At 65.1% G+C, this 22909-nt stretch carries 19 protein-coding genes and 1 riboswitch; of the genes, 1 reads left to right on the top strand and 18 read right to left on the bottom strand.

From position 1 onward, the window contains the following. Positions 1-2: 2 nt before the first annotated feature. The 18 genes from G6N33_RS25875 to G6N33_RS25960 all read right to left on the bottom strand — a co-directional run bounded on the left by G6N33_RS25875 (position 3) and on the right by G6N33_RS25960 (position 21468). Positions 3-1256, bottom strand: a complete 1254-nt coding sequence (locus G6N33_RS25875; RefSeq protein ID WP_163771724.1) for a PPE family protein — start codon at positions 1254-1256, stop codon at positions 3-5. Between the two features lie 1010 nt (positions 1257-2266). Then, complete coding sequence (locus G6N33_RS25880) at positions 2267-2575, bottom strand: DUF732 domain-containing protein (RefSeq protein WP_044511758.1); 309 nt, start codon at positions 2573-2575, stop codon at positions 2267-2269. 5 nt (positions 2576-2580) lie between these two features. Then, a complete protein-coding gene (locus tag G6N33_RS25885; protein ID WP_044505852.1) occupies positions 2581-3786 on the bottom strand; it encodes a PPE family protein in 1206 nt (401 codons plus the stop codon). A gap of 21 nt (positions 3787-3807) precedes the next feature. After that, positions 3808-5007 (bottom strand): PPE family protein, encoded by a 1200-nt coding sequence (locus tag G6N33_RS25890; protein WP_044505850.1) that lies wholly within the window; start codon positions 5005-5007, stop codon positions 3808-3810. 339 nt (positions 5008-5346) lie between these two features. Next, positions 5347-5522: riboswitch (M-box (ykoK) riboswitch) on the bottom strand. Positions 5523-5618: 96 nt separating this feature from the next. Further along, a complete protein-coding gene (gene eccA, locus G6N33_RS25895) occupies positions 5619-7454 on the bottom strand; it encodes a type VII secretion AAA-ATPase EccA (RefSeq protein WP_044505848.1) in 1836 nt (611 codons plus the stop codon). Beyond that, the gene (gene eccE, locus G6N33_RS25900; protein ID WP_044505846.1) at positions 7451-8647 is read right to left on the bottom strand and encodes a type VII secretion protein EccE; all 1197 of its coding nucleotides are present in this window, start codon (positions 8645-8647) and stop codon (positions 7451-7453) included. The genes eccA and eccE overlap by 4 nt, the downstream gene beginning before the upstream one ends. A 19-nt stretch (positions 8648-8666) precedes the next feature. After that, positions 8667-10568 carry a type VII secretion-associated serine protease mycosin gene (locus G6N33_RS25905; RefSeq protein ID WP_163771726.1) on the bottom strand — a complete coding sequence of 634 codons (1902 nt, stop codon included), beginning with the start codon at positions 10566-10568 and terminating at the stop codon, positions 8667-8669. Continuing rightward, positions 10546-12057, bottom strand: a complete 1512-nt coding sequence (gene eccD, locus G6N33_RS25910) for a type VII secretion integral membrane protein EccD (RefSeq protein WP_044505840.1) — start codon at positions 12055-12057, stop codon at positions 10546-10548. The genes G6N33_RS25905 and eccD overlap by 23 nt, the downstream gene beginning before the upstream one ends. Positions 12058-12314: 257 nt before the next feature. Next, positions 12315-13217, bottom strand: a complete 903-nt coding sequence (locus G6N33_RS25915; RefSeq protein WP_044511756.1) for an ESX secretion-associated protein EspG — start codon at positions 13215-13217, stop codon at positions 12315-12317. 90 nt (positions 13218-13307) lie between these two features. Beyond that, the gene (locus G6N33_RS25920) at positions 13308-13592 is read right to left on the bottom strand and encodes a WXG100 family type VII secretion target (protein ID WP_036469090.1); all 285 of its coding nucleotides are present in this window, start codon (positions 13590-13592) and stop codon (positions 13308-13310) included. A gap of 49 nt (positions 13593-13641) precedes the next feature. Beyond that, positions 13642-13938, bottom strand: coding sequence for a WXG100 family type VII secretion target (locus tag G6N33_RS25925; protein WP_025735564.1), 297 nt, complete (start codon positions 13936-13938; stop codon positions 13642-13644). 185 nt (positions 13939-14123) lie between these two features. Then, on the bottom strand, positions 14124-14423 hold the full coding sequence (locus G6N33_RS25930) for a PE family protein (protein ID WP_044505831.1): 300 nt from the start codon (positions 14421-14423) through the stop codon (positions 14124-14126). Positions 14424-14899: 476 nt separating this feature from the next. Then, entirely contained in the window at positions 14900-16108 is a 1209-nt protein-coding gene (locus G6N33_RS25935; RefSeq protein ID WP_269473924.1) for a PPE family protein, read from the bottom strand. Positions 16109-16166: 58 nt separating this feature from the next. After that, positions 16167-17390, bottom strand: a complete 1224-nt coding sequence (locus tag G6N33_RS25940) for a PPE family protein (protein ID WP_101528848.1) — start codon at positions 17388-17390, stop codon at positions 16167-16169. A 485-nt stretch (positions 17391-17875) separates the two neighbouring features. Then, positions 17876-19081, bottom strand: a complete 1206-nt coding sequence (locus tag G6N33_RS25945; RefSeq protein WP_269473925.1) for a PPE family protein — start codon at positions 19079-19081, stop codon at positions 17876-17878. A gap of 10 nt (positions 19082-19091) precedes the next feature. Continuing rightward, positions 19092-19391 carry a PE family protein gene (locus G6N33_RS25950; RefSeq protein WP_044505828.1) on the bottom strand — a complete coding sequence of 100 codons (300 nt, stop codon included), beginning with the start codon at positions 19389-19391 and terminating at the stop codon, positions 19092-19094. 175 nt (positions 19392-19566) lie between these two features. Next, positions 19567-20796 (bottom strand): PPE family protein, encoded by a 1230-nt coding sequence (locus G6N33_RS25955; RefSeq protein WP_044505827.1) that lies wholly within the window; start codon positions 20794-20796, stop codon positions 19567-19569. A gap of 465 nt (positions 20797-21261) precedes the next feature. Further along, entirely contained in the window at positions 21262-21468 is a 207-nt protein-coding gene (locus tag G6N33_RS25960) for a ferredoxin (protein WP_044511755.1), read from the bottom strand. Between the two features lie 235 nt (positions 21469-21703). On the opposite strand from G6N33_RS25960, the gene G6N33_RS25965 reads away from it, so the two are divergent. Next, positions 21704-22879 (top strand): cytochrome P450, encoded by a 1176-nt coding sequence (locus G6N33_RS25965; RefSeq protein ID WP_044505824.1) that lies wholly within the window; start codon positions 21704-21706, stop codon positions 22877-22879. Positions 22880-22909 lie beyond the last annotated feature (30 nt).

Genomic DNA, 22909 nt, shown 5'->3' on the forward strand with positions numbered 1-22909 from the left:
TCTTAGTCCTCCAAAGCCGGGATGACGATGATGGTGGCCGCGGCCGGATCGGCCTCGGCGACAAGGCCGCCCAAGGCGGCGGCGGTGGCGGTGTTGGCGCTGACCGAATGGGTGGCGCCGGCAGCCACCGCGCGACCGGCCAGGCTCGACAACGCCATCTGGCTAAACACACCCTCTTGACCCATCAACGTGGCCGCCGGGGCCGCAGCAAGGTTGGCCGGCAACACCTGAGCCAAGGTCCGAATCGCCGGCGCCGCCTCAGTCCACCCCTGCGGCACCGACAAACTGCCCACCAACGCCGCCTTACCCAACGACCCCGACACCGGAACACCGCTCACCGACGAACTCAACATCGGCATGACAGAGGCGCCGCGTGTCAATGGCGCCAAAGCGCCCGAAATCGCCTTCGGCCCGGACAGATACGCCGCGGCCGCCTGCCCGTTCTGGCCCCAGGCGTAGGCCTGACCGAAGGACAGGAACGGCCCACCCGGGATGGTGGTCCAGGACTGCGGCGAATACACCCCGGTGATGGCCGACCAGATCGTGTTCCAGTTGGTGATGGCCGGTGGCACCGTCAACCCCGTCGACGGCGCGGCCGCGTTTTGGCCACTCGCCAGCGTCTCGATCCCAGTGCTGGTGGCGAGGTGGGACAGGGTCGCGGCGGTGTTGCCGCTGGAGGTGCCGGTTGATTGGGCCACGGCGGCGGCTTGGGTCTGTGCGCCGGAACCGTTGGTGGTTTGGGGTGGTTCGGTGAACGCGGCGAGTTGGGAGGCCGTCGCCGAGGAGGCGGCATAGGCATACATGGCCCCCGCATCTTGGGCCCACATCTCCATGTAATGGGCCTCGGTGGCCGCGATCGCCGCCGTGTTTTGGCCCAAAAGGTTGGTGGCGATCAGGGTGGCCAGCAAGGAGCGGTTAGCCGCGATGATCGGCGGCGGGACCGTGGCGGCAAAGGCCGTCTCGTAGGCGCCGGCGGCCAGCTTGGCCTGCAGGGCGGCTTGCTCGGCCTGCACCCCGGTCGCACTCATCCACTCCACATACGGCGCCGCCGCGGCCGCCATCGCGATCGACGACGGTCCACCCCACGGCCCGGCCACCAGACTCTCGATCGTGGAACCGTAGGTGGCCGCCGTGGAATGCAGCTCGCCGGCCAACTCATCCCAGGCCGCGGCCGCCGCCAGCAACGGCCCCGCCCCCGCCCCCACATACATTCGGCCGGAGTTCACCTCCGGTGGTAAGGCCCCAAAGTCCAGCATTTTGTTACCTCCACTCCCTCAGTGGCCGCCATGGTAGGCGCGGCTTTGCGACCATCGCCGCTAACCCGCCGCGGCTCTAACGAAATCCATCGAATCTGCCGTGTATTACACGTGTCTAACGCAACATGCCCGCGGTCCCCTTGCTGAGAAATTCTCAGGATTGCGCGAGCCCGTACGTAACTCGTGACTAATATCGTGATGATGATGCGCAGAAATTATTCGCAATGCGTTCCCGTCGAGTAATCGAACTGTAAAAACTAAATAACAGCGGTGCCTTGGCCGGTGTGAGGGCAGTATTGCGGGTCAGCTAACGAAAAATGCCAGGTAAACCCAGCTTGCAACGCATTTACACCGTAACCAGCGACACTTCCGATTTGTCTTCGGATCGTCTTCCCGTGCGACCGGAATCGATTCTCGGCAAAATTGGCGCGATCGATTGAACGGTGTCACCAGCCATTGTTCTGACGGCGCGACGAGGAGCTAACCGGGCGGCTCGTGATAATTATCATTTGACGGGATCACCTTAGGTAATAGCGGCTCAAGAATACGCACAAATCGAGTTTGCCTATTCGCAGGACGGTGATTTCTAATGTTGGCCTGCATAGCTATGTTGCGACCCGCCAGCCAGATTTGTGCCAACCGTACAATTACTTTGCCCGTGAGCAATTAGTCTAACCAGGAATCGCCAACGTTTCGTTCCGATGTGGTGCCAACGCGCTGTGCCCGGCGCCGCCCGAACCTGACCGGCGGCCCTTAGCTCTCCGGGAACTCGCGGGGTGCGGCCCGGGCACGGGTCGGTGCATAGGCGGCATTCGTATCGCCCAGTTGTACGCCAATGGTCACAGTTTGCTCCCCAATGTTTTGCTCAGCGTAAGCAGCGCAGCTGCAACCCGACTTGTTGACTTCTTCGGGTTTGCTGTGAGGCACGAGCACCCGGGAGCCGACAACGCGACCGGTGATACAGCAATGTCACGGGCCGGCGAGGCCCGGTGTGCGGCGGCCGCCGGCGGCTAACTGTCGTCGGACAGTCGGTCGGGGCAGTACGCGCTGGCGGCGGCCTTGGCGAACTTGGCGGCTTTGGCCAAGGTGAATGCCGGGTTGAGATCTCGAATATCCCGGATGATGTCGAGTTCTGACGTCCCCGAGTTCGCCAAGTCGCATACCTTTTGTCCGGCTTTGATCGCGTGTTCCGGATCGTGATAGGTGATGCCCGCATCCTTTAGCGCGGCGAGGAAGGTGTCGTCATCCGAGTCGGCGTATGCCGGGGCGGCCACACCGATCAACACAACACCGCTCGCCAGCAGCGGTAGCACTTTCATCGCGATCACCCAGCCGCGGGCGGGCGTCCGATGACGCGTGGACGAAACCCGTAGATCGGATCGGCAAATTCGTCCTCGTGTGAACCGGGAATGCCAGCAAGCGGCACCCCGGGCATGCCGACGGCCCCCGCTTCTTCCATCACCATCGGGGTCGCGGCGCCGAAACCGTGGTAGGCCCCCGCGCCCACCTGAGTCGTCGCCGCAACTGTGCTCACGGTTGCACCGGTGCCGGCCCACGAGGGCGGGACCGAAAGGCTGCCAACCAGACTCGCCTGGCCCAGGCCGGCGGTGGTGGCTGCGCCGGCCACACTCCTCGTCGACGAGGCCAGCCCCGCACCGCTCAGCCCAGCAGACAGATCCTCCAGCCCCAACGGGGTCGCGCTTTGCACGGCGGCGTTTGCGGCGGCCGTGGCGGCGGGATCGATGATGGTCGTCGGGTTGAGGATGCCGTTGGTGGTGAAGGCGTTGGACAGACCCGAGACGGTGTTGTTATTGAGGAATGCGCCCAACAGGTTCTCGCTGTTGGGTTGGTTACTCAAGAGGTTGAGCAGCCCGGACAGTCCGGTGGTGGAATCCCCCGAGCCCGGCGCCAACGGGTTGTCCCCCGAGCCTGCAGCCAGCGTCGAACTCGTGTCGTTGAGCGCCCGCGAAACCGCACTGGACTGCTGCTGCGTTCCGTCTGTCGTGGTGTCGGACTGCGGCTGGCGGAACGGCGTCATCTCGGTCGTGGCTCGCGCCGAGGCGGCGTAGCTGGTCATCGCGGAGGCATCCTGTGCCCACATTTCGTGGTACTGCGCCTCGGTAGCCGCGATGGCGGCCGTGTTCTGGCCAACGATGTTGGTGACCACCAGGTTCGAGAGCAGCGTGCGGTTGGCGGCGACGAGCGGCGGCGGCACCGTCGCGGCAAATGCCGCCTCGTATGCAGCCGCGGCCGCATTCGCTTGAGCGCCAGCCTGCTCAGCTTGGATGGCGGTTGTGCCCATCCACTCGACATAGGGTTCGACCGCGGCCGCCATCTTCGCCGAGGCCGGGCCGAGCCAGTCCTCGCTGGCCAGCGCCTTGATGATCGCCTCGTAACTTGTTGCGGCGGACCGCATTTCAGCGGATATGGCATTCCATGCGGCTGCGGCCGCCAACAACGATCCCGATCCGGGCCCGGCGTACATTTTCGCCGAGTTGACTTCCGGCGGCAAAGCCCCAAAGTTCAGCATCACATTCTCTCCTGAAGTCTCTTAACCGGCGGCCGGCGGTCGCGGCATGACGACGGGCCGAAACCCGTACCTGGGGATGGCGCGGCGGATCCTGCGGCCGGTGCCACCCAGCGGTGCGGCAACCCCGCCCGGGCCGCCCGCCGACGGCGTCCCGGACGACCCGATGTCGCTGAGCCCGGTGACCGGAGCCGGCCCATTGCCCGCACTGATCGCGGCCGCATTGGTCCAACTCTGCGGCACCGACAACGAACCCACCAGATGCGCATTGCCCACGCCGGCGGAGGTCGAGGCCAGTCCCGCCGTGCCCACCGTGTCGGAGGCCAGGCCGGCGGTAACACTTTCGGCGCCGGTTGCGAAGGTGCCCAAACCGCCCAGCGACGTGGCCGTCGTCTGCAGGAAGTTGAAGCCTTCCACGGTGCCGATGATGCTCTGCGGATTGAACGGACCGCCCGCGAGCGAACCGTTGACGATCGAGTTGGCAAAGAAGTTGCTCTGCAAGAACTGGCCTAGGGCCGTGTTGTTGTTCCCGTCGAGGAATTGCGTCAGGTACCAGTACAGGGATCCCGGCGCCGGGGCCGCCGCAGCCGTCGGATCATCCGTCGCCGAGAACTGCGACAAGATCGACTGCGCGTTGCCGGCGCCGGAATTTACTGCCTGATTGACCGCCTGGCTTTGCTCGGTCGCCCCCTCGGGCGTGGTGTTGGTCTGCGGTGAGGTGAACGGCGTCATCTGGGTCGCGGAGCTCGACGCCAAGGCGTAGCCGTTCATCGCGGCGGCGTCTTGCGCCCACATCTCCATGTACAGTGCCTCGGTGGCCTCGATCGCCGGCGTGTTCTGGCCGAAGACGTTGGTGGCCACCAGGTTCAGCAGCAGGCTGCGGTTGGCCGCGATCACCGGCGGCGGCACGGTCATGGCGAACGCGCCCTCGAAGGCGGTCGCCGCCGCGTTGGCCTGCATGCCGGTCTGTTCGGCCTGGGCCGCGGTAGTGGTCAGCCAGGTCAGGTAGGGCACCGCGGCGGCAATCATCGATGCCGACGACGGGCCGTACCATCCGGCGCTGGTCAGCTCCCGGATCACCGAGTCGTAATCCGTTGCCGCTGAACGTATCTCAGCGGCCAATGTGTTCCAGGCGGCTGCAGCGGCCAGCAGCGGCCCAGAACCGGGGCCAGAGTACAGTCTGGCCGAATTGACTTCCGGCGGTAACGCCGCAAAATCCAGCATGGTTCCCCCTCGGCGCTTAACAGGTGGTTGGTGCGATCGCTGCCTCGGTGGTTGCATGCAACCCGGCATTGGTCTGTACGACAGAGCTCATCGAAGTTCTCCTCGAAGCAAGTGAGCCGGGGGCTGCGACGTCAGCTAGGGCATACACCGCTTGTGCAACACGGGTAAATAGCTCGGTGCAGACGGTGAGCAGCGCCGCGGTCGGCTCGAACGAAACGTCATTGATCGAACAGCGGGACTATCACAGGGACTAATTTCGCTCTCACCTCCTCCACGCCTGGGCACACCGCGATGCCAATTTTGCACGAGGAGTGAGGATGCCGGGCCGATTCGCCCGTTCCCGCACCCCTCTCGTCAGAGCTTTGGCACCACACTGCGTATCCAGCTGACCCAAGCTAGAAGCCACTTGGGCTCAACCCTTAAGCCGGGAAGAGCTGTCCTGACCCTGGGCGTCTTTCGACGTTTGGGGTCAGTGGCCTATATCGGTGTGGAAGCCTCACCTAACGAGGTGCTTGCACGGACATCGTGGCACCCCGCATACAGCGAGTCAAGCTAGATGCGACGCGTTTGCAAGAATTCATCCACCGATGTCATTACACCGGTTGGGGTCCCTAGTCCGGCTTCTTCTCCGCGACTGCCGCGCTGAGGCCGTCGAGCAAATCTTCGCGGGTCAGCTCGCGGAACCGCAGCAGTTGACGCTCGCTGAATTCCATGGTGTCGCTGGCCAATACCGCGTCGAGATCCTCGTCGTCCAGACGAAAGCTACGGTGGTCACGCGCCTTCTCCACCACGTTTCGCACGAAGCCGGCGTTACCAAGCGTGTCGATGCCGCGAATCAAGTCGCCGTCTTCGGAGTAACTTTCGTCAAGGTAAAACTTGGTATACGAGGGCAACAACGCCTGGGCCGCTTCCTCGGTGATGACGTCGTCGTTTTCCTGGCCCATCAAGCGGGTCAACGCCACCAGCTCGTCCGGGGTGTAGCTGAAGAACTCGATAACCGTCGAGAAGCGACGTCGCAGACCCTGGTTCACATCGAGCATCTTTTCCATCGCCTTGGCGTACCCGGCGCCGAACACCACCAGATCGTCCCGGTGATTCTCCATGTAGAGCAGCAATGTGTTGATGATGGCGTTGCCGTAGGGGTCGCCCTGTTGGTACCCCTTCTCGTGCAGCGTGTGCATTTCGTCGAAAAAGACGGCACCACCCAGGGCGCCCTCGAGCATCTCTTCGGTGTTCTTTTCCGCATCCGCCATGTAGCGGCCCAACAGTTTGGTGCGGCTGGTTTCCACCACCACCGGCTTTCGCAGCACCGTCAGGCCGCACAACTGCTTACTGAAAGCCCGTGCGACCGACGTCTTTCCGGTTCCGGGCGGGCCCAACAACAAGGTGTGCCGCGAGGTCACCGGCACCGGAAGGCCCATCTTCTGGCGGGCCAGATTCACCTTGGTCGTCGACTTGATGAGCTTGATTTCGCGCTTGGCGCGTTCCATGCCCAGCATGGCGTTGAGCTCGGCATCGCCTTCGGCCAGGTACCGCGCCGCCTCTTCGGCGTGCCGGGCAACCTCGGTCTGCGCCCGCGTCGGCGCGCTGGCCGGGTCCCACGGATCCGTTCGGGCCTCGATGGTTTCCGGATCAGTCAGTATCAGTTGGTAATTGGCGTTGTCGAGAGCTTCGCGGGCCGGTGCGAACTTGGGATCCCGCGAATAGACCCGCCGCAGCACCTCGACGGCCTCGTCTTCGCGCCCGAGGTGTCGCAGGCACATGCCCTGGGTGTACAGCGCAACGTTCGCCGCGCCCGGCACGCGATCCGCTTCGATGGCATCCTTGCTGCGGCGCACCGCCTCCTCGAAAACTCCGAGCGACGCCAGCGCCGTCGTCGCCATCGCCGCTCCAGCGGCCCTCAGCTCGGGATTGCGCCAGATCTTCCCCTCGGGGAATTGGTTGAGCACATCCGGCCAGCGCCCGGTGCGGAAGTACAGGACGCCGCGCACGTACGCGATCAGCTCTTCATCGATGGGTTGACGGGGTTCGATGCCGTCGAGCAGTTCGGCCGCTTCCTGGTAACGCTTCGCCTCGGCGAGCACCGCGGCGTAGGCACACGCGAGCGACTCGACGCTGATGACCGCTAGCTTCAGGAACAACCCGTCGGAAACGTCGGGATGAAACTGGATTTCGCTGACCCCGAGCCGACGGGTCTCCCAGCCGAAGGTGCTGACCGATGCCCAGGCGCCGGAGACCACTTCCAAAACGTTGGGGTCGTCCGCCAACAGGCGGGCCAACCATGCGTCACACATCGCCGGGTCGAGCGTGGTGGCCGTGGTGAACATGCGCAGGGCCACCTGCGGGTTGTGGCTGGGCTGCAGTCCGTTGACCGAGATACCCGACGCCAGCAGCCCGGCGATCAACGCGTTACGGGCGTCCTCCGCCGCTGATTGCGGACGGCTCATTGACTTGCAAGCGAGCGCTCGGCGCCCTCTCGCACCTGGCCCACCTGCAGCACTAGGTCATCGTCCTCGAGTAGATCGCGGGTGGGGACGACCAGGAGTGGACGGGTTGTCGGGGCGGGCAGGCTGGCGCGTACGGCGGCCAACTGACGCCCGGTCAGCCGGTTCAGCCCGGACGACACCCCGCGGGGCAACCTGCTGTCGCTGTGATAGCGAACCCAGCCCGACACCTGGGGCTGGCCGTTGTCCGAGGTGAGCTGCACCGTCACCACGGTCGCCTCCGCGTCGGGCAACCACAGCTCGTCCAGCGTCTCGGTGGTGATGTCCGACGGAGTCAACCAGAAGCTGGTGGCGAAGCCGTTGAAGTGCTTGAGGTAGCGCCAGCCGGGCCGGCTCCATGTCGGCTCCAGATCAGCCAGCACCGCGCTGTCGACCTCGGCGATCTCCTCGGCGGTCAACGGCCGGGCGACGCAGCCCGGCGCGTCGATATCCTGAACCAGCCGCTCGGTGGCAGCGGCCAGCGTAGCGGCGAGGGAATCCCGGGCCGCCACCGCGGCAACATTGGCCTGTGGGTTCATCCGCAGCACCAGCCATGTCCGGCGCAGGTACGAGGCTGGCTGTTCAGTGACCAGCCCCCACTCTTCGGGGCCCAACTTGTCGAGCTTGGACAACTCGGCCGCGTTGCCCCCGCGGCGCATCTGCACCGAAACGATGTCGATGCCGTCGAGCTGAACGTCGAACTGGCGCAACCCGGCGGCAACCGAGCGCACCACCACCGAGGCCGGCGGGGCACTGCGCGGGCGGTGTCGGGTCGTCGCGTCGTCTTCGGCGTCGAGCGCGATCACCGTGACCAGTCGGCCGTCGTACTCACGGACGCCGACCTTGTCCCGGCCGAATCGGCGCTGGTGGTCCAGCGCGGGGGTGCAACCCGCTGCCAGGGTGGTGCCCGGGTCGGCCGACCAGTCCCACAGCCATCCCGCCAGGCCCGACGTCACGGTCAGCCCGTGATGGGTGACCACCGACAGCAACACGACGATCACCGAGATGGCGACGCCCACCCACCACGCGATGCGGTACTGACCCTGCCACGACTCGGGGCAGTGGCTGGCGATCAACAAGATCGCAATGACGATCAAAAACACCGTCGTGACGCGCGCCCACGACAAAGACAACCCGAACCTACGCTGAGCCTTCATTGCTGTCGCTGCTCCGCCCTTATTGCTGCTGTCTGCGGCGCTTCATCAACGTCGCGATGCCAAATACTGCGCCGCCTATCAGAAGTGCTCCGGTCAACCCCCCAGCGGCTACCCACACCGGAACCATGTCGCGGCTTGGGGGCGGTTTCGGCACGTTCAACGGTATCGACAGCTGCTGTGGCGGTTTCAGCGGGCCGTCGGGCACATCCCAAGTCAGTGCCGCCACCGGGTCTACGATGCCGTAGCCGATCTGGTTGTCGACACCACGGGCCGGCGCCCGGGCGGTGCGCTCCAGTCGGTTGATCACCTGGTAGGCGGACAACTGCGGATACCTGGCACGCACCAGCGCCGCCACCCCGGACACGATCGCGGCCGAGAAACTGGTGCCGCTGGGCACCAGCAGTGAGTTGTCGGGTCCGTCGATCGCGTTGATCAGGCCGTCGTCGCGGGGCGAGAGCCCGACGACGTCGCTGCCGGGCGCGGCAATCCCCACCCATGGTCCGGCGACGCTCGACGGGGCTTGCCCCTGGCCGCCCTGGGTTTGCGGACGGCCTTCGGCGTCCACGGCGCCGACAGTCAGCACGTAGTCGCTGAACCAGGACGGCGTCACCACCGTGGTGACGGCGTTCCAGTCGCGCGGATCCTTCGGCTTCAGCGGGTCGAAGGCCGGATTCTGCTTGCAGTCGCGTTTGCTGGTGTCGCCCGCGGCGGCGACGATGACGGCGTTCTTGTCAACCGCCGCGTAACGCACTGCCGCCCCCAGCGCCCGCTGATCGATGATGTTGCGGGCGCTCATGCAGGTCACGTCGGAAATGTTGATCACCGAGGCCCCCATGTTGGCGGCGTGCACGATCGCGCGAGCCATCGTCTGGACACCGGTGATTTTCGCCGCGGTCTGCGGGTCCTCGTCGCCGGTGTAAGCGTCCTTCAAACCGAACGCCTGACTGGATTGCCGAATGGAGATGATGTCGACGTCCGGCGCGATACCGCTGTAGGCGTCCGGCGCGGCCCCGGGTCCTGGGGGTGGCGCGGCGGGCGCGGGTGCCAATGGTTGCGGATTGCCGACATGCACCACCTGGCCGCGACCCGAGTAATTCGGGATGGTCACCGTGCCGCCGCCGAAGTTGGCCGCCCCGGCGTTACCCGGGCCCGGCGCCGGCGGACCCGCGGGGGCAGGCGCCGCAGGAGCGGGTGGTGCGGCTGGTGCGCCGGGAGCGGGTGGCGCGGCCGGGGCACCCGGCGCCGCGGGGGCCCCTGCCGGGGGCTGCTGAGGCGGCGGGGCGGGCACCCACGGCGGCAGCCCCTGCTGGTTTTCCTCGGGGGGCGGCGCGGGCACCATCGTCACGGTTTGGGGCAGCGGCGAGAGCGTCACGGTCTGTGGCGGCGGCGCCTTCGGCGGTGCCTCGGTGGTCGGGATGGTCACCGGCTTGCGGGGAGCCGCCGGCGGTGCCGGTGCACCGTTGGCCGGCGCGGCACCGATCATCGACGCCACGATGGTGCCGTGCGCGTCGCAGTCCGACAGCCCGTCACCGCCCATGATGTAGTCCCCGCCGGGAACCAGGTGGGGGAACCGGGGGTGTGGCGTGACGCCGGTATCGATGACGGCGACCTTGATTCCGGCGCCGCGACCGAACTGCCAGGCCTCCTGCAGATTCAGCATGTCCATGTACTTGGGCTGCAGCTTGAAATCGGTGCCGGGCAGCACCCCAACCTCAGTGCAGTACGAATTCTGCTTCATCGGGGCAGGCGGTCCGGGCGGGCCGTCGGGTGGCACCGCGCCGGGATCGATCTGCGGCGGCGATATCGCGTAGGCAGGAGGTAAACCGGCTAGGGCACCCGACGTGAGCAAGAGTGCGGCGACTGCCGCACGAGAAGCGCGAACATGCCACACCTTGCCGTTACCGGTACCGGATTGCTGCATAAACATTCATCAACCACAACGCAAGCGGGAAGATCGGCATCAGGCAGACGTATTCGATCCACTCCACGAACTTGCGGAACAGCGGGCTGTAAATGCTGTTCGGCACAACCGCCGCGGACACCAGACCCGCAGCGGGCAGCAGTACCAGGATCGCTACGCAGATCGACATCGACAGCGGCGACTGCAGCTCGAGGGCGTACCGCACCACGACCGCACCGACGATCAGCACGGAAGTGCCGGCCAACGAGACCGCTTGCAAGCGGTCCACGTAGGAGCGGCCACGCAGCATGAGGAAGCCAGCGCAGAAGCCGGCCAGCAGTAGCGGCAGCCAACGCTGTCCGGTGTGGGGGTCCGACAGGCCGGACAAGGACACCACCATCAGCACGCCGAACCCGATCAGCAGACCGGACAGGAACGAGCGGGCACGTTCGGCCTGCAACAACACGTCGCGCACCGATGCCGGACCCTCCAGGACCGGCGGGCCACCGTCGTTGCGTACCACGGTGGTCGGCAGGTCAGGACGCGCTTCGAAAACCCAGCGACTGGTGGCCGACGGAAAGACCGGCAGTCGGATGCCGGACAACCGGCGCGACATTGCGGGCGCGCACTGGTAACCGATCACGCTCACCAGGACGATCGTGGTCAGCATGGTCACCGCGCTGGTCAGCGCCACCATCCGGGCCAACGCGGCAATAGTGGCGATCACCCCGATGGTGACGAGCGCGGTGTACAACGCCAGCCGCCGCCCGGTGAACCGCAGGGCCAACAGCGAGGAGATGGTGAGCACACCGAAGCCCAGGACCGCGTGCGGCGATCCGACACCGCCGGGCGGTGCACCGGCCGCGGCGATGGCCAGTGGAGCCAGGCTGCTGACCAGCATGATGTCGGCGACACGTCGATCGCTCTGCGTTTGGGCGCGCATCAGCAGCATCATGGAAACACCGAGCACGACCGCGGCAATGACGGCGGCGTAGATCGTGGTCAGCCACGAGTTGTGATGCCAGCGCCACCAGCCCAGCAGAACCGAGGCGACGACCACGCCCGCGGCCACCATCGAGGCGCCGACCTGCACTGCGACCACCGGGTCGATCGCGGCGAACCGCTTGCTCAGGTTCTGCGACACCGCGGTGGAGATGTGCTCGATGACCTGCGAGCGCTTCTCGGTGTCCGGGATGAACCGGATCCACAGGCGGTCGCCGTCATACACTTCCTGCTCGGTCAGCGACTGGGTGGCCCGCAACGGTGAGCCGTCGACCAGGCACAGCGCCCACTTGCCGCGACCAGTGGCTTCCAGCGGCGTCTCGCCGAGCTCGCGCAGCCGGCTGTTGACCACCTTGAGCAGCGGGTCGGTCATCACCGAGACCGGGGCGTTGGCGTCGAGCAGGACGCCGATCTGGATGCCCTCGCCGGCCATGACACCGACGACGACTGCCCGTGGTTGTGAGATTCCCTCGAGATCAGTCTGTGGTGCGTCAGCTACCGCAGTCATCGGGCTGCACCCCCTGTCGTGATGAATGTATGGGTCCGGGTCGCCAGTCGCGTGGACAGTGGTGTCGACATACTCACCGAGTGGCCGGAAAGTAGTAGTTCGACGTTTTCCAATTCCATTTAGTCCGCCTCGCGATTGATGATTCCGGTGACATTGACTTTTGTGGTTGTCGCAGATTCCTAGAGCAGTATGACGCCTTTGCGGCGCCCCCGCACGTTGAATTCAAAAGCGTTACAGGGCTTAACAATTGGCATCGATCAGACCCGGCTGTGGGTCTTCCACTCGCCATAAGGCAGGGTGTCCAGCACGGTTTTGACACCGACTTGCACAAGTTGCGGGGTGGCCGGGCAGATGGCCAGCCAGGCCTCCCCCGAGCCGGCGGTCCGCGCTTGTTGATAAAGCGCGATTCGGCCGCCGGAACCGTCCTTTAATGACAGCACCGAGGCGCTGGGGCCTTTGGCGTCGTCTCGGTATTGGCGTGCGTAGACAGCAACCTCGGCGGCGGGGTCCGACAACGCTTGCCCCAAAGCGGCGACCGTCGCGGCGCTAATTCCCATCCGGCGCAGGTCTCCGCCGGAAAACACGTTGAAGCCGGATTCCTGCCAGGACTTGGTGGCTTCCAGCATGTCGTCCAGGGGCACGTTGACGGCGTTGATGGCCGCCGGCTCGGCGTGGTGAATCGACTCCAGGCCGTCGAGCACGAGCGCGGCGATCGACGCGCTATCCGCGACGGCGACGTCGTCGACCGTGATGTCGGCCCCAACCCGCACCGCGGAAACCCAGTGCTGGCCACGCCGGGCGAGGACCACCCGGAACTCGTTGTCCGGAATATCGCGTGAGCCTGGCGGCTGATTTTCGTCATCGACAACGCCGTAAAGCAGCTTGCCCCGGGACAGCAGCGCGATGACTTCGAGGTCGGGCGCGGCGAGCACGCGCATCCGCGCCGCCACTTCCTCGTGGACTTCGTCGCCGACCACAATGCCCTGCTCGCGCATCACCGCCATGCCGGGGTGATTGTTCAGCCAGTCATTGCTGTCGGTGGATACGTATGGACGGCACCGCAATTCCGGAGCGACGTGCCGAATGTCCAGGAGTGCCTGGAGCATCCAAAAGCCGTCGACGTTAACGGTGATGTCGGTGCGAGTGCTTTGCTGGTCCATCAGTACCTCGAATATCGTTGTGCACGGAAACCGCAGGACGCGGCAGCACACCATTTTTCGGTGTGCTGCCGCGCCTGAAGTTGTGGGGCGTCAGGCCCAGCTGGACCCGACGGCGCTGTCGGTGCTGGCCATGTTGTTGCCCGCGGTCTGCACCTTCTGCCCGTGCTGGTTGGCCTGCTCGTAGATCACCTGGAAGTTCCGGCCCAACTGGGTGATGAACTCCTGGCAAGCCACCGAACCGGCGCCGCCCCAGAAGTCGCCGGCAGCCAGCACATCGCGAACGATGGCCTGGTGCTCGGCCTCCAACGAGGCGGCCTGCGCGCGGATCAGCGCGCCGTGCGCGTCGACATCGCCAAACTGGTAATTAATGCTCATAGCGTTGTTCTCCTAAAGTCTGAAGGTTACGCAGCCGTAGCTTTTACGGCTAGTGGCTGAGGGCCTGCTGCGAGGCCTGCTCTTGCGTCTCGTAGTTGTTCGCGTCGCGGATCAGCCCGTCGCGCACACCGTGGAGCATGTTGACGATGTTGTTGAACGCCTGGTTCATCTGGCCCATCGTGTCGTACGAGGTGGCCTGAGCCTGACCGCTCCAACCCGCACCGGCGATGTTCATCGACGACGCCCACATCTTGCGAGCCTCATCCGACACCGTCTGCGCGTGCATTTCGAAGCGGCCCGCCATCGCCCGCATCGCGTGCGGGTCGGTCATGAAACGTGTTGCCATGTTGCCTTTCTCCTTAATTCCTTGCGTGTCGAGATTCTGTTGTGATGGACATGAATGCTCGGATCAGCCGCGAATCGTGCTGCGACTGCCGAACTGGATGTCTAAGAACGTTGCCGCTCTGCTGCTGTGCAGGCCGGTCGGATGTCCTGCGTCGGACGCCTCCCGTGCCTCACTGAGCAAGCCGGTTAACCGGCAGCGGCCGCGTTGGCGGCTTCGGTTATGGCGTACGACCCGGAGCTGGTGCGCAGGGTCTGGACGAACGCTTCGTGGATCGCGTTCGCTTGGGCGCTGACGGCCTGGTACATCTGTGCGTGTGCGGCGAAATGCGCCGCGGTGAGCGTCGAGACTTCGTCGGCAGCTGCCGGCACCACCCCGGTCGTCGGAGCCGCCGCAGCCGCGTTCTGAGCGCTCAGCGCGGACCCGATGCCCTGCAGGGTTCCGGCCGCTGCGGCCAACGCCTCGGGGTGTGTCGTCACGAACGACATGTTGTTCCTCCTCCGTAATCCCCAAACTCTCTGCATGAGAGTAGATGACCTTCTTCGATTAAGCCTGTTTCGCGGACCGTCCGTTCACAATTGTTCACGGAACAGTACGGCGAATTCACTTTCAGTAACGACACAGTAACAGCGTTCTGGCCTCTTTGGGGTCCCTGAGCAGCGAAATCACAGTACTGCCACAGGCAAGCCTGCCCCGTCGTCGAGGGTCGCTGGCAGGGATTTGTTTTCTGCGATGCCACCGCTGGCTGAGTAAAAATCTTCCGGCCGTTAATCGGCCGCGCCGGCAGCAACGCCGCCATGGGGTGCCGGTGCTCGGCGTCATGCCGTCCAGCCGCGGCGTCGGTCGCCGCTGCCTGCGCAAATGCATACGGCAAGTGCGCCGGTGCTCGATACCAGCTACGCCGGACGCGCTGGTCACGGTTTGCGGTGGTCACGGTGCGTCCGCTCGGTGCCGGGTGGGTGGGTTAGCCGGCGAAGGGTGGGCGGGCCATGACGGTGGGTTTGAAACCGTACCGTGGTCCCGACGCGCCGAAGCCATGTGCACCACCCATGCCCGCCAAGGGCATGCCACCGAGCAGATTCCCCGATCCGGCAGCTTCGGGGGCAGCACTGATCGCACTCACCGGCACCGCGGTGGCATGACTAATCGCCGGCGCCGCCCCAGACCACACCGCCGGAACCGACAACTTACCGACCGAGGCCGCATTACCCAGCCCCGCGGCCACCGCCGGAGCGGCGTGAGCCGCACCGCCGCCCAGCATGCCACCCAAACCAGCCAAACCCTTAGGCGCCGCCGCCGCCGCACTGGCAGCCGCACCACCAATAGCCCCGGTACTCTTGGCGATCTGCACACCGAAGTTACCCATACCAACACTGAAGTACGGCAAACCCTCAGTGTTATAAGCGAAACCGGCAAACGGACTCAAACCATTGACGAAGTTGGCGAAGCTCGTCGGCAACGTCGTCTGCCCGGTCAGCAAAAACCATATTTCGCTGAACGGATCCGTCGCAGTCGGAGTAGCCGCGGCGGCCAACGCCTTAGGCGTCTGCGTGATCGCGCTCGCCGTCGTGCTACTGGCATTACCCGCGGCGGTACTCGTCGCCGAGCTGACCGCACTGCCCTGTTGAGCCTGACCGTTCGCGTTGGTGACCTCGGGCGCCTCTTTGAACGGAGTCACCTTCGTCGCCGTCGACGACTGCGCAGCATAGCTAAACATAGTGCTGGAGTCCTGCGCCCACATGTGCCCGTACTGCGCTTCCAACTGGGCAATCACACTGGTGTTTTGACCCAACACGTTGGTCTGCAACGCCTGCATCAACAACGCACGGTTCTGCGCCACCAACGGCGGCGGCACCACCGACTGGAACGCACTCTCAAACGCCGCCGCCGCAGAAGACAACTGCGACGCCGTGTGCTCAGCCTGAACCGCCGTGGCCTTCATCCACGTCACATACGGAGTCAACGCCTGCACCGCAGCAGCCGAGGCCGCACCCAGCCACTCCTCACTCGCCAACTGCGTCACCACGTTCTCATAACCCATCGCAGCCGAATTCAACTCCGCCGCAAGAGAACGCCACGCCGACGCCGCCGTCGTCATCGACGTCGACCCCGCACCCGCATACATGCGAGCCGAATTCACCTCCGGAGGTAACGCCCCAAAATCCATCGACATGTTGCCTCCTGATTGTTGTCGGATCGCGGTTGTCCAGATGCACTCATAGGAATGGAGGTCATCCCGCCGAGGGTGGTCGAGCCAGCACGGCGTGTTTGAAGCCGTATTTGTGGCTGAAGCCGGCGGCGCCGCGCCGTCCCATGCCATTCATGGGCATGCCCTGCAAGATGCCGTTGTTGGTGGGCCCAGGCCCGGAGGGTGCCACCTGGGTGACGGTCGTCGCCGGAATGGCCGATTCCTGCGCTCCGCTGGGGACACTGCCCCACGCGGACGGCACCGACAGTCCACCGATCTTGGTCGAGGACGCCAAATTCGCCGCAATTCCGCCCGGATGGCCGCCGCCCAGGGCCGCAAGCCCGGCGAACTGCGGGGTCGGATACCAGGCACCGGACGCGCCGGCGGTGGTTCCCGCCCCGAACGTGAGCTGCTGCTGAATCGAATAGCCGAAGCTTCCTATCCCGGTCCCGAAATACGGAAAGCCGGTCAAGTTCTTGAAGACGACGGTGAAGAAGCTGGGAGTCAGCCCCATCGGGTTGTCCGGAGTGGGAATGGTGAACCAGCCCGACCACCACGGCGGGTCGGTCGCCGCGGCCGTGGGATTGGCGGCTGTCGCCGTCGTAAGCTGTTGCAGCGCTTGGGGAACCGCATCGGTCGAACCGAGCTGCGACGCAACCCCGGCGGCGGTCTGCCCGGACTGGCCCGCGGGCTCGGCGGTGGCCTGGGCCACCGCGAGTGCCTGGTCGCTCGTCGCGTCCGGGGTGGTGGTGTCGGGCGGCGCCTCGAACGGCGACAGCTCGGTCGCGGCGGCCGACGCTGCGGCATACCCGTACATCGCTGCGGCGTCCTGGGCCCACATCTGCAGGTACTCGGCCTCGGTGGCCGCGATCGCCGGCGTGTTCTGGCCGAAGAAATTGGTCGCAATCAGGGTCGCCAGCAGCATGCGGTTGGCCGCAATCACCGGTGGCGGCACCGTCATCGCGAACGCGGTCTCGAAAGCGGCCGCGGCCGCGCGGGCCTGGGCGGCGGCCTGCTCGGCCTGGGCGGTCGCGGCGACCAGCCACGTCACGAAAGGTGCCGCCGCGGACACCATCGACGCGGCGGCGGGCCCAAGCCACCGGCCGGCGGTCAGCTCCGCGATGACCGAGCTGTAGCCGCTGGCTGCGGTGCCTAATTCCGCGGCCAGCCCGTCCCAGGCAGCGGCGGCGGCCATCAGCGGGCCCGATCCCGGGCCCGTATAGATCAGACCCGAGGTGATTTCTGGCGGTACGGCACCGTAGTCCATGTGCTACGAAGCGGCCCGTTGGAATGGCATGTGTTCCTCGCAAGTGCAGTGTCGACGACCTGACCCGAAGTTGTCGGAAGCGAGGTTAAAACGATGGGAACCGGCGGCAAAGGTCCGTGGCGTCACCGAACGCACGACCAGCCGCCGAACGGGCCGGGACTATCCGACAGACGTCGAAGATGCCAGGCGAGCGGTCCTGCCGCGCGGGTGCGGCGGCCACCTGCGAAGATATGCAAACAGCTCAGCGTGCCGGAGTTTGCTATTTGCGGGCATGCCCGTCAATTGACGGGCGACAAAAAACACCAGTTTCGGATAAAAATCCGCCAGCGGCAAAAAGCCGCGTCGCGAACGGCTAAACAGCCGCAAAACGGTCAAACCGGTGCAATGCGCGGACCGCTTTTAGGCGCTAACCCGTTGATGCCCCAACGGAATGCACGCACGACGGCATTGACCGTCGTGCGTGCATTCCACAATCGCGCGGTGGGTTAGCCGGCGAAGGGTGGGCGGGCCATGACGGTGGGTTTGAAACCGTACCGTGGTCCCGACGCGCCGAAGCCATGTGCACCACCCATGCCCGCCAAGGGCATGCCACCGAGCAGATTCCCCGATCCGGCAGCTTCGGGGGCAGCACTGATCGCACTCACCGGCACCGCGGTGGCATGACTAATCGCCGGCGCCGCCCCAGACCACACCGCCGGAACCGACAACTTACCGACCGAGGCCGCATTACCCAGCCCCGCGGCCACCGCCGGAGCGGCGTGAGCCGCACCGCCGCCCAGCATGCCACCCAAACCAGCCAAACCCTTAGGCGCCGCCGCCGCCGCACTGGCAGCCGCACCACCAATAGCCCCGGTACTCTTGGCGATCTGCACACCGAAGTTACCCATACCAACACTGAAGTACGGCAAACCCTCAGTGTTATAAGCGAAACCGGCAAACGGACTCAAACCATTGACGAAGTTGGCGAAGCTCGTCGGCAACGTCGTCTGCCCGGTCAGCAAAAACCATATTTCGCTGAACGGATCCGTCGCAGTCGGAGTAGCCGCGGCGGCCAACGCCTTAGGCGTCTGCGTGATCGCGCTCGCCGTCGTGCTACTGGCATTACCCGCGGCGGTACTCGTCGCCGAGCTGACCGCACTGCCCTGTTGAGCCTGACCGTTCGCGTTGGTGACCTCGGGCGCCTCTTTGAACGGAGTCACCTTCGTCGCCGTCGACGACTGCGCAGCATAGCTAAACATAGTGCTGGAGTCCTGCGCCCACATGTGCCCGTACTGCGCTTCCAACTGGGCAATCACACTGGTGTTTTGACCCAACACGTTGGTCTGCAACGCCTGCATCAACAACGCACGGTTCTGCGCCACCAACGGCGGCGGCACCACCGACTGGAACGCACTCTCAAACGCCGCCGCCGCAGAAGACAACTGCGACGCCGTGTGCTCAGCCTGAACCGCCGTGGCCTTCATCCACGTCACATACGGAGTCAACGCCTGCACCGCAGCAGCCGAGGCCGCACCCAGCCACTCCTCACTCGCCAACTGCGTCACCACGTTCTCATAACCCATCGCAGCCGAATTCAACTCCGCCGCAAGAGAACGCCACGCCGACGCCGCCGTCGTCATCGACGTCGACCCCGCACCCGCATACATGCGAGCCGAATTCACCTCCGGAGGTAACGCCCCAAAATCCATCATTGTGATCTCCTTAGCCCGCCGCGGCCGCGTTGGCCGCTTCCGTGAGCGCGTACGAATCCGAACTGGTGCGCAGGGTCTGGACGAATAGTTGGTGAATCGAGTCCGCCTGGGCGCTGATGGTCTGATACATATGCGCGTGCGCGGCAAATTGCGCGGCAACCATCGTGGAGACGCCGTCGGCCGCGGCCGGCACCACGCCCGTCGTCGGCCCCGCGGCCGCGGCATTCTGGGCGGTCAACGCCGAACCGATCCCTTGCAACGTACCCGCCGCCGCCGCCAACGCTTCTGGCCGCGTTGTCACAAACGACATGTGATTCCTTCCTCGATAACCGTCCGGCACACACGCCGGCGGGCTTTCCCAACAATGACGTTAGTTTGATCGCGGTTTGCCATGCCGTCTCCCCGCGAACTGTTCAGACCCGGACAACTTCTGTTCATCTTTTGGACGCTTTTTATTTGTTGAAGAAATCGAAGTGTCCATCGTGTTATCCCGCGGACGGAGGTCGAATGAGAACACTTCGTTTGAAGCCGTATTTGTGGGTGAAGCCGGCGGCGCCGCGTCGGCCCGTACCGCCCATGGGCATGCCCTGCAAGACACCGTTGTTGGTGGGGCCTGCGGCTGCCGGCGCGGTGTAGTTGACGGTCGTGGCGTGGATCGCCGGTTCCTCGACGACGGGTGGTGTGGCGCCGGTCCACGTGGAGGGCACCGACAATCCGCCCACCTTGATCGAGCTGGCGAAGTTCGCTGCCGCAATGCCGCCGGGGTGACCACCGCCGAGTGCTGCCAGTCCAGCGAACTGCGGCGTCGGGTACCACGCACCACTAGCACCGGCCGTCGCACCGGTACCGAACGTCAGCTGCTGGCCAATGCCGTAGCCGAAGTTGCCGATACCGACGCCGAAGTAAGCCTGCAGGGCCTGGCGCAAGGTATTAAAGAAGCTCGGGTTGAGCCCCATGGGGTTGCTCGGGGTCGGGATGCCTAGCCACCCAGCCCACCAGGGCGGATCCGTTGCGGCGGTGCTGGACGGATCGGCCGTCACGGGCGCCGTCGCGAGCTGTTGCAACAGTTGGGGCACCGTGCCGTTGGTGGCCATCTGGGTGGTGCTCGCCGCTGTCTGTCCGGATTTCCCGGCCGGCTCTGCGGCCGCCTTGCTGGTGGCGAGCGCCTGGTTGGTCGTTCCTTCCGGGTTGGTGGTTTGCGGCGACGACGTGATCGGCGGCAGTTGCGTATCGATCGCGGACGCCGCCGCGTAGCTGTACATCGCGGCGGCGTCTTGGGCCCACATCGCAACGTAGTGGGCTTCGGTGGCGGCGATCGCCGGCGTGTTCTGGCCGAAGAAGTTCGTCGATATCAGGATCGCCAGTTGCATGCGGTTGGCGGCGATCACTGGCGGGGGCACAGTCATCATGAACGCTGTCTCGAAAGCCGCCGCGGCGCTGCGAGCCTGGATGGCGGTCTGCTCCGTGTCGGCGGCCATGCCGCTGAGCCAGGTCAGGTAGGGCAACACCGCGGCAATCATCCGCTGCGAGGCGGGCCCGATCCACGGCCCGGCGGTCAGCTCGGCGATCACCGAACGGTAGCCGCTGGCCGCCATGGCCAACTCCGCCGACAGCGCGTCCCACCCTGCGGCCGCAGCCATCATCGGCCCCGATCCGGGGCCCGCGTACATGCGACCGGAATTGATTTCGGGCGGTAACGCCCCGAAGTCGAACACCGTGTCCTCCTCAAATGGCCGCAATTGAATTTGGGCTATCGCATAAGAACGTCACGAACTTTTGGCCGCTTCGGCAATTGCCACCGTGGACGGCCGACTCGTTGGATGTCAGGCGCATCCAGCCGTCGGCAGTCCGGGCAGCGAGCAATCCGACCGCGTCCGGTGTGTCCGCCTCACGGTCCCGGAAAACGCGCTCCACCATCGTTTTTCCGGGCCGTGACACGAGCGGCCTACCCGTCCCGCGTCGATCGCCCCCGCTGTCAGCAACCGAGCGACAGCTCATTGCGCTGAACTGCCGCTCGTGGAAGACATTAATGGCTCGTCAGCGTCATCGCCGACCGGTGATGCCAACTATTCATGCCGAGCCAACCATTGTTCATTCCCGGCCAACTCATGTTCATTTATTGCGTCCGGTTGTTCACCTTCGGTTCGCTTGAGGTTTCAACGCGGGGCGTGCACACACCCTCAATCCGCGTGTCCGTCTTGTTCTAAAACCAGTGCCATCTCGGGGCACGAGGCCACCCCGTCGCGGGTCACCTCGATCTGCTCGGGGGGCACGACGTGCTCCTCGAGCGTGGAATAGCCCGATTCGTCGATCGGGAACAAGTTCGGGTCGACCGCATAACACTGAGCGTGGCCAACGCATTTGGACTTCTCGAGACGAACCCTCACTAGGTTCCCTCCCCCGAACGGCGCCGCGAAATCGGCCGGTTCGGACTTGTTTGCATCGATAGGTACACAGTCGGTGGCCAATTCTAGAAGATTTGTCGACGGCCGCGGCCGGCCAGTTCGATGGTCCGCCAGCCGGATTGGAGCCGCCGCGAATCCCGTGGGATATTGATGTGCCGCCACATTCGGTGACGACGCGGTGACCCCAAATTCAAGACGACAAGCGGAGATAGAGCACATGAGCACCCTGGGCGACTACCAGGCAGGTGACTTCTACCTACCGCGGCTCGACTACGTCAGCTTGCCCATGACCGAAGACCGCGGCGTCGGATGGAAGGTGCTGCGGGACGCGGGTCCGGTCGTGTTCATGAACGGCTTCTACTACCTGACGCGGCGCGAGGACGTCCTGGCGGCGTTGCGTAATCCGAAGGTTTTCTCGTCGCGGTTGGCGCTACAGCCCCCGGGCTACCCACTGCCTGTGGTCCCGTTGGCGTTCGATCCGCCCGAGCACACCCGCTACCGCAAGATTCTGCAGCCGTACTTCAGCCCGCATGCGTTGAGCCAGTCCCGGCCCGTGCTGGAACGCCATGCCGCCGACATGATTGGCGCATTCGCCGGTCGGGGCCACTGCGAGGTCATGGCGGAGTTCGCGCGCCTGTACCCATTTCAGGTGTTTCTCGACCTCTACGGCCTGCCGCTGGAAGACCGCGACATGCTGATCGAATGGAAAGACGCCGTTATCGCCGACAAGCCGAATCTTAGCCAGGAGGACCTGGCGAAGGGGATCGCGCTACTGAACTATCTGAGTGACGTCATTGCGGCGCGGCGGCAGAATCCGGGATCGGACATGCTGTCCAAGGTGATGACCGGCGAGGGCAACTTCAGCGATCTCGAACTACTCGGCATGAGTCACTTGTTGATCCTGGCCGGTCTGGACACGGTGACCGCGGCGATCGGTTACGCGATCTACGAGTTGGCGCGCCGACCCGAGCTGCGAGATATGCTTCGCGACAACCCAAGGCAGACCAGGGTCTTCATCGAGGAGATCGTCCGGCTGGAACCATCCGCGCCGGTTGCGCCCCGAGTGACGACCGAAATGGTCGAGATCGGCGGCATGACGCTACCGGCGGGCACTCCGGTGCGGCTGTGCATGGCCGCGATCAACCGCGACGGCACCGACTCGGTGTCGACCGACGAGTTGGTGATGGACGGAAAGGTGCACCGGCACTGGGGTTTCGGCGGCGGTCCGCATCGCTGCCTGGGTTCTCACCTGGCGCGTATCGAGCTGACCGTGATCGTCTCGGAATGGTTGAAGCAGATCCCCGACTTCGAGGTCCCGTTGGACTACAAGCCCGAGATTCTGTTCCCGTCAAAGACGTTCGCGCTCAAGGCGTTGCCGCTGAGTTGGGCTTGACCAGGCTCGACCACGATTAACCCGGGGTCA

The sequence above is a fragment of the Mycobacterium simiae genome (genome assembly GCF_010727605.1).
Taxonomy (GTDB): domain Bacteria; phylum Actinomycetota; class Actinomycetes; order Mycobacteriales; family Mycobacteriaceae; genus Mycobacterium; species Mycobacterium simiae.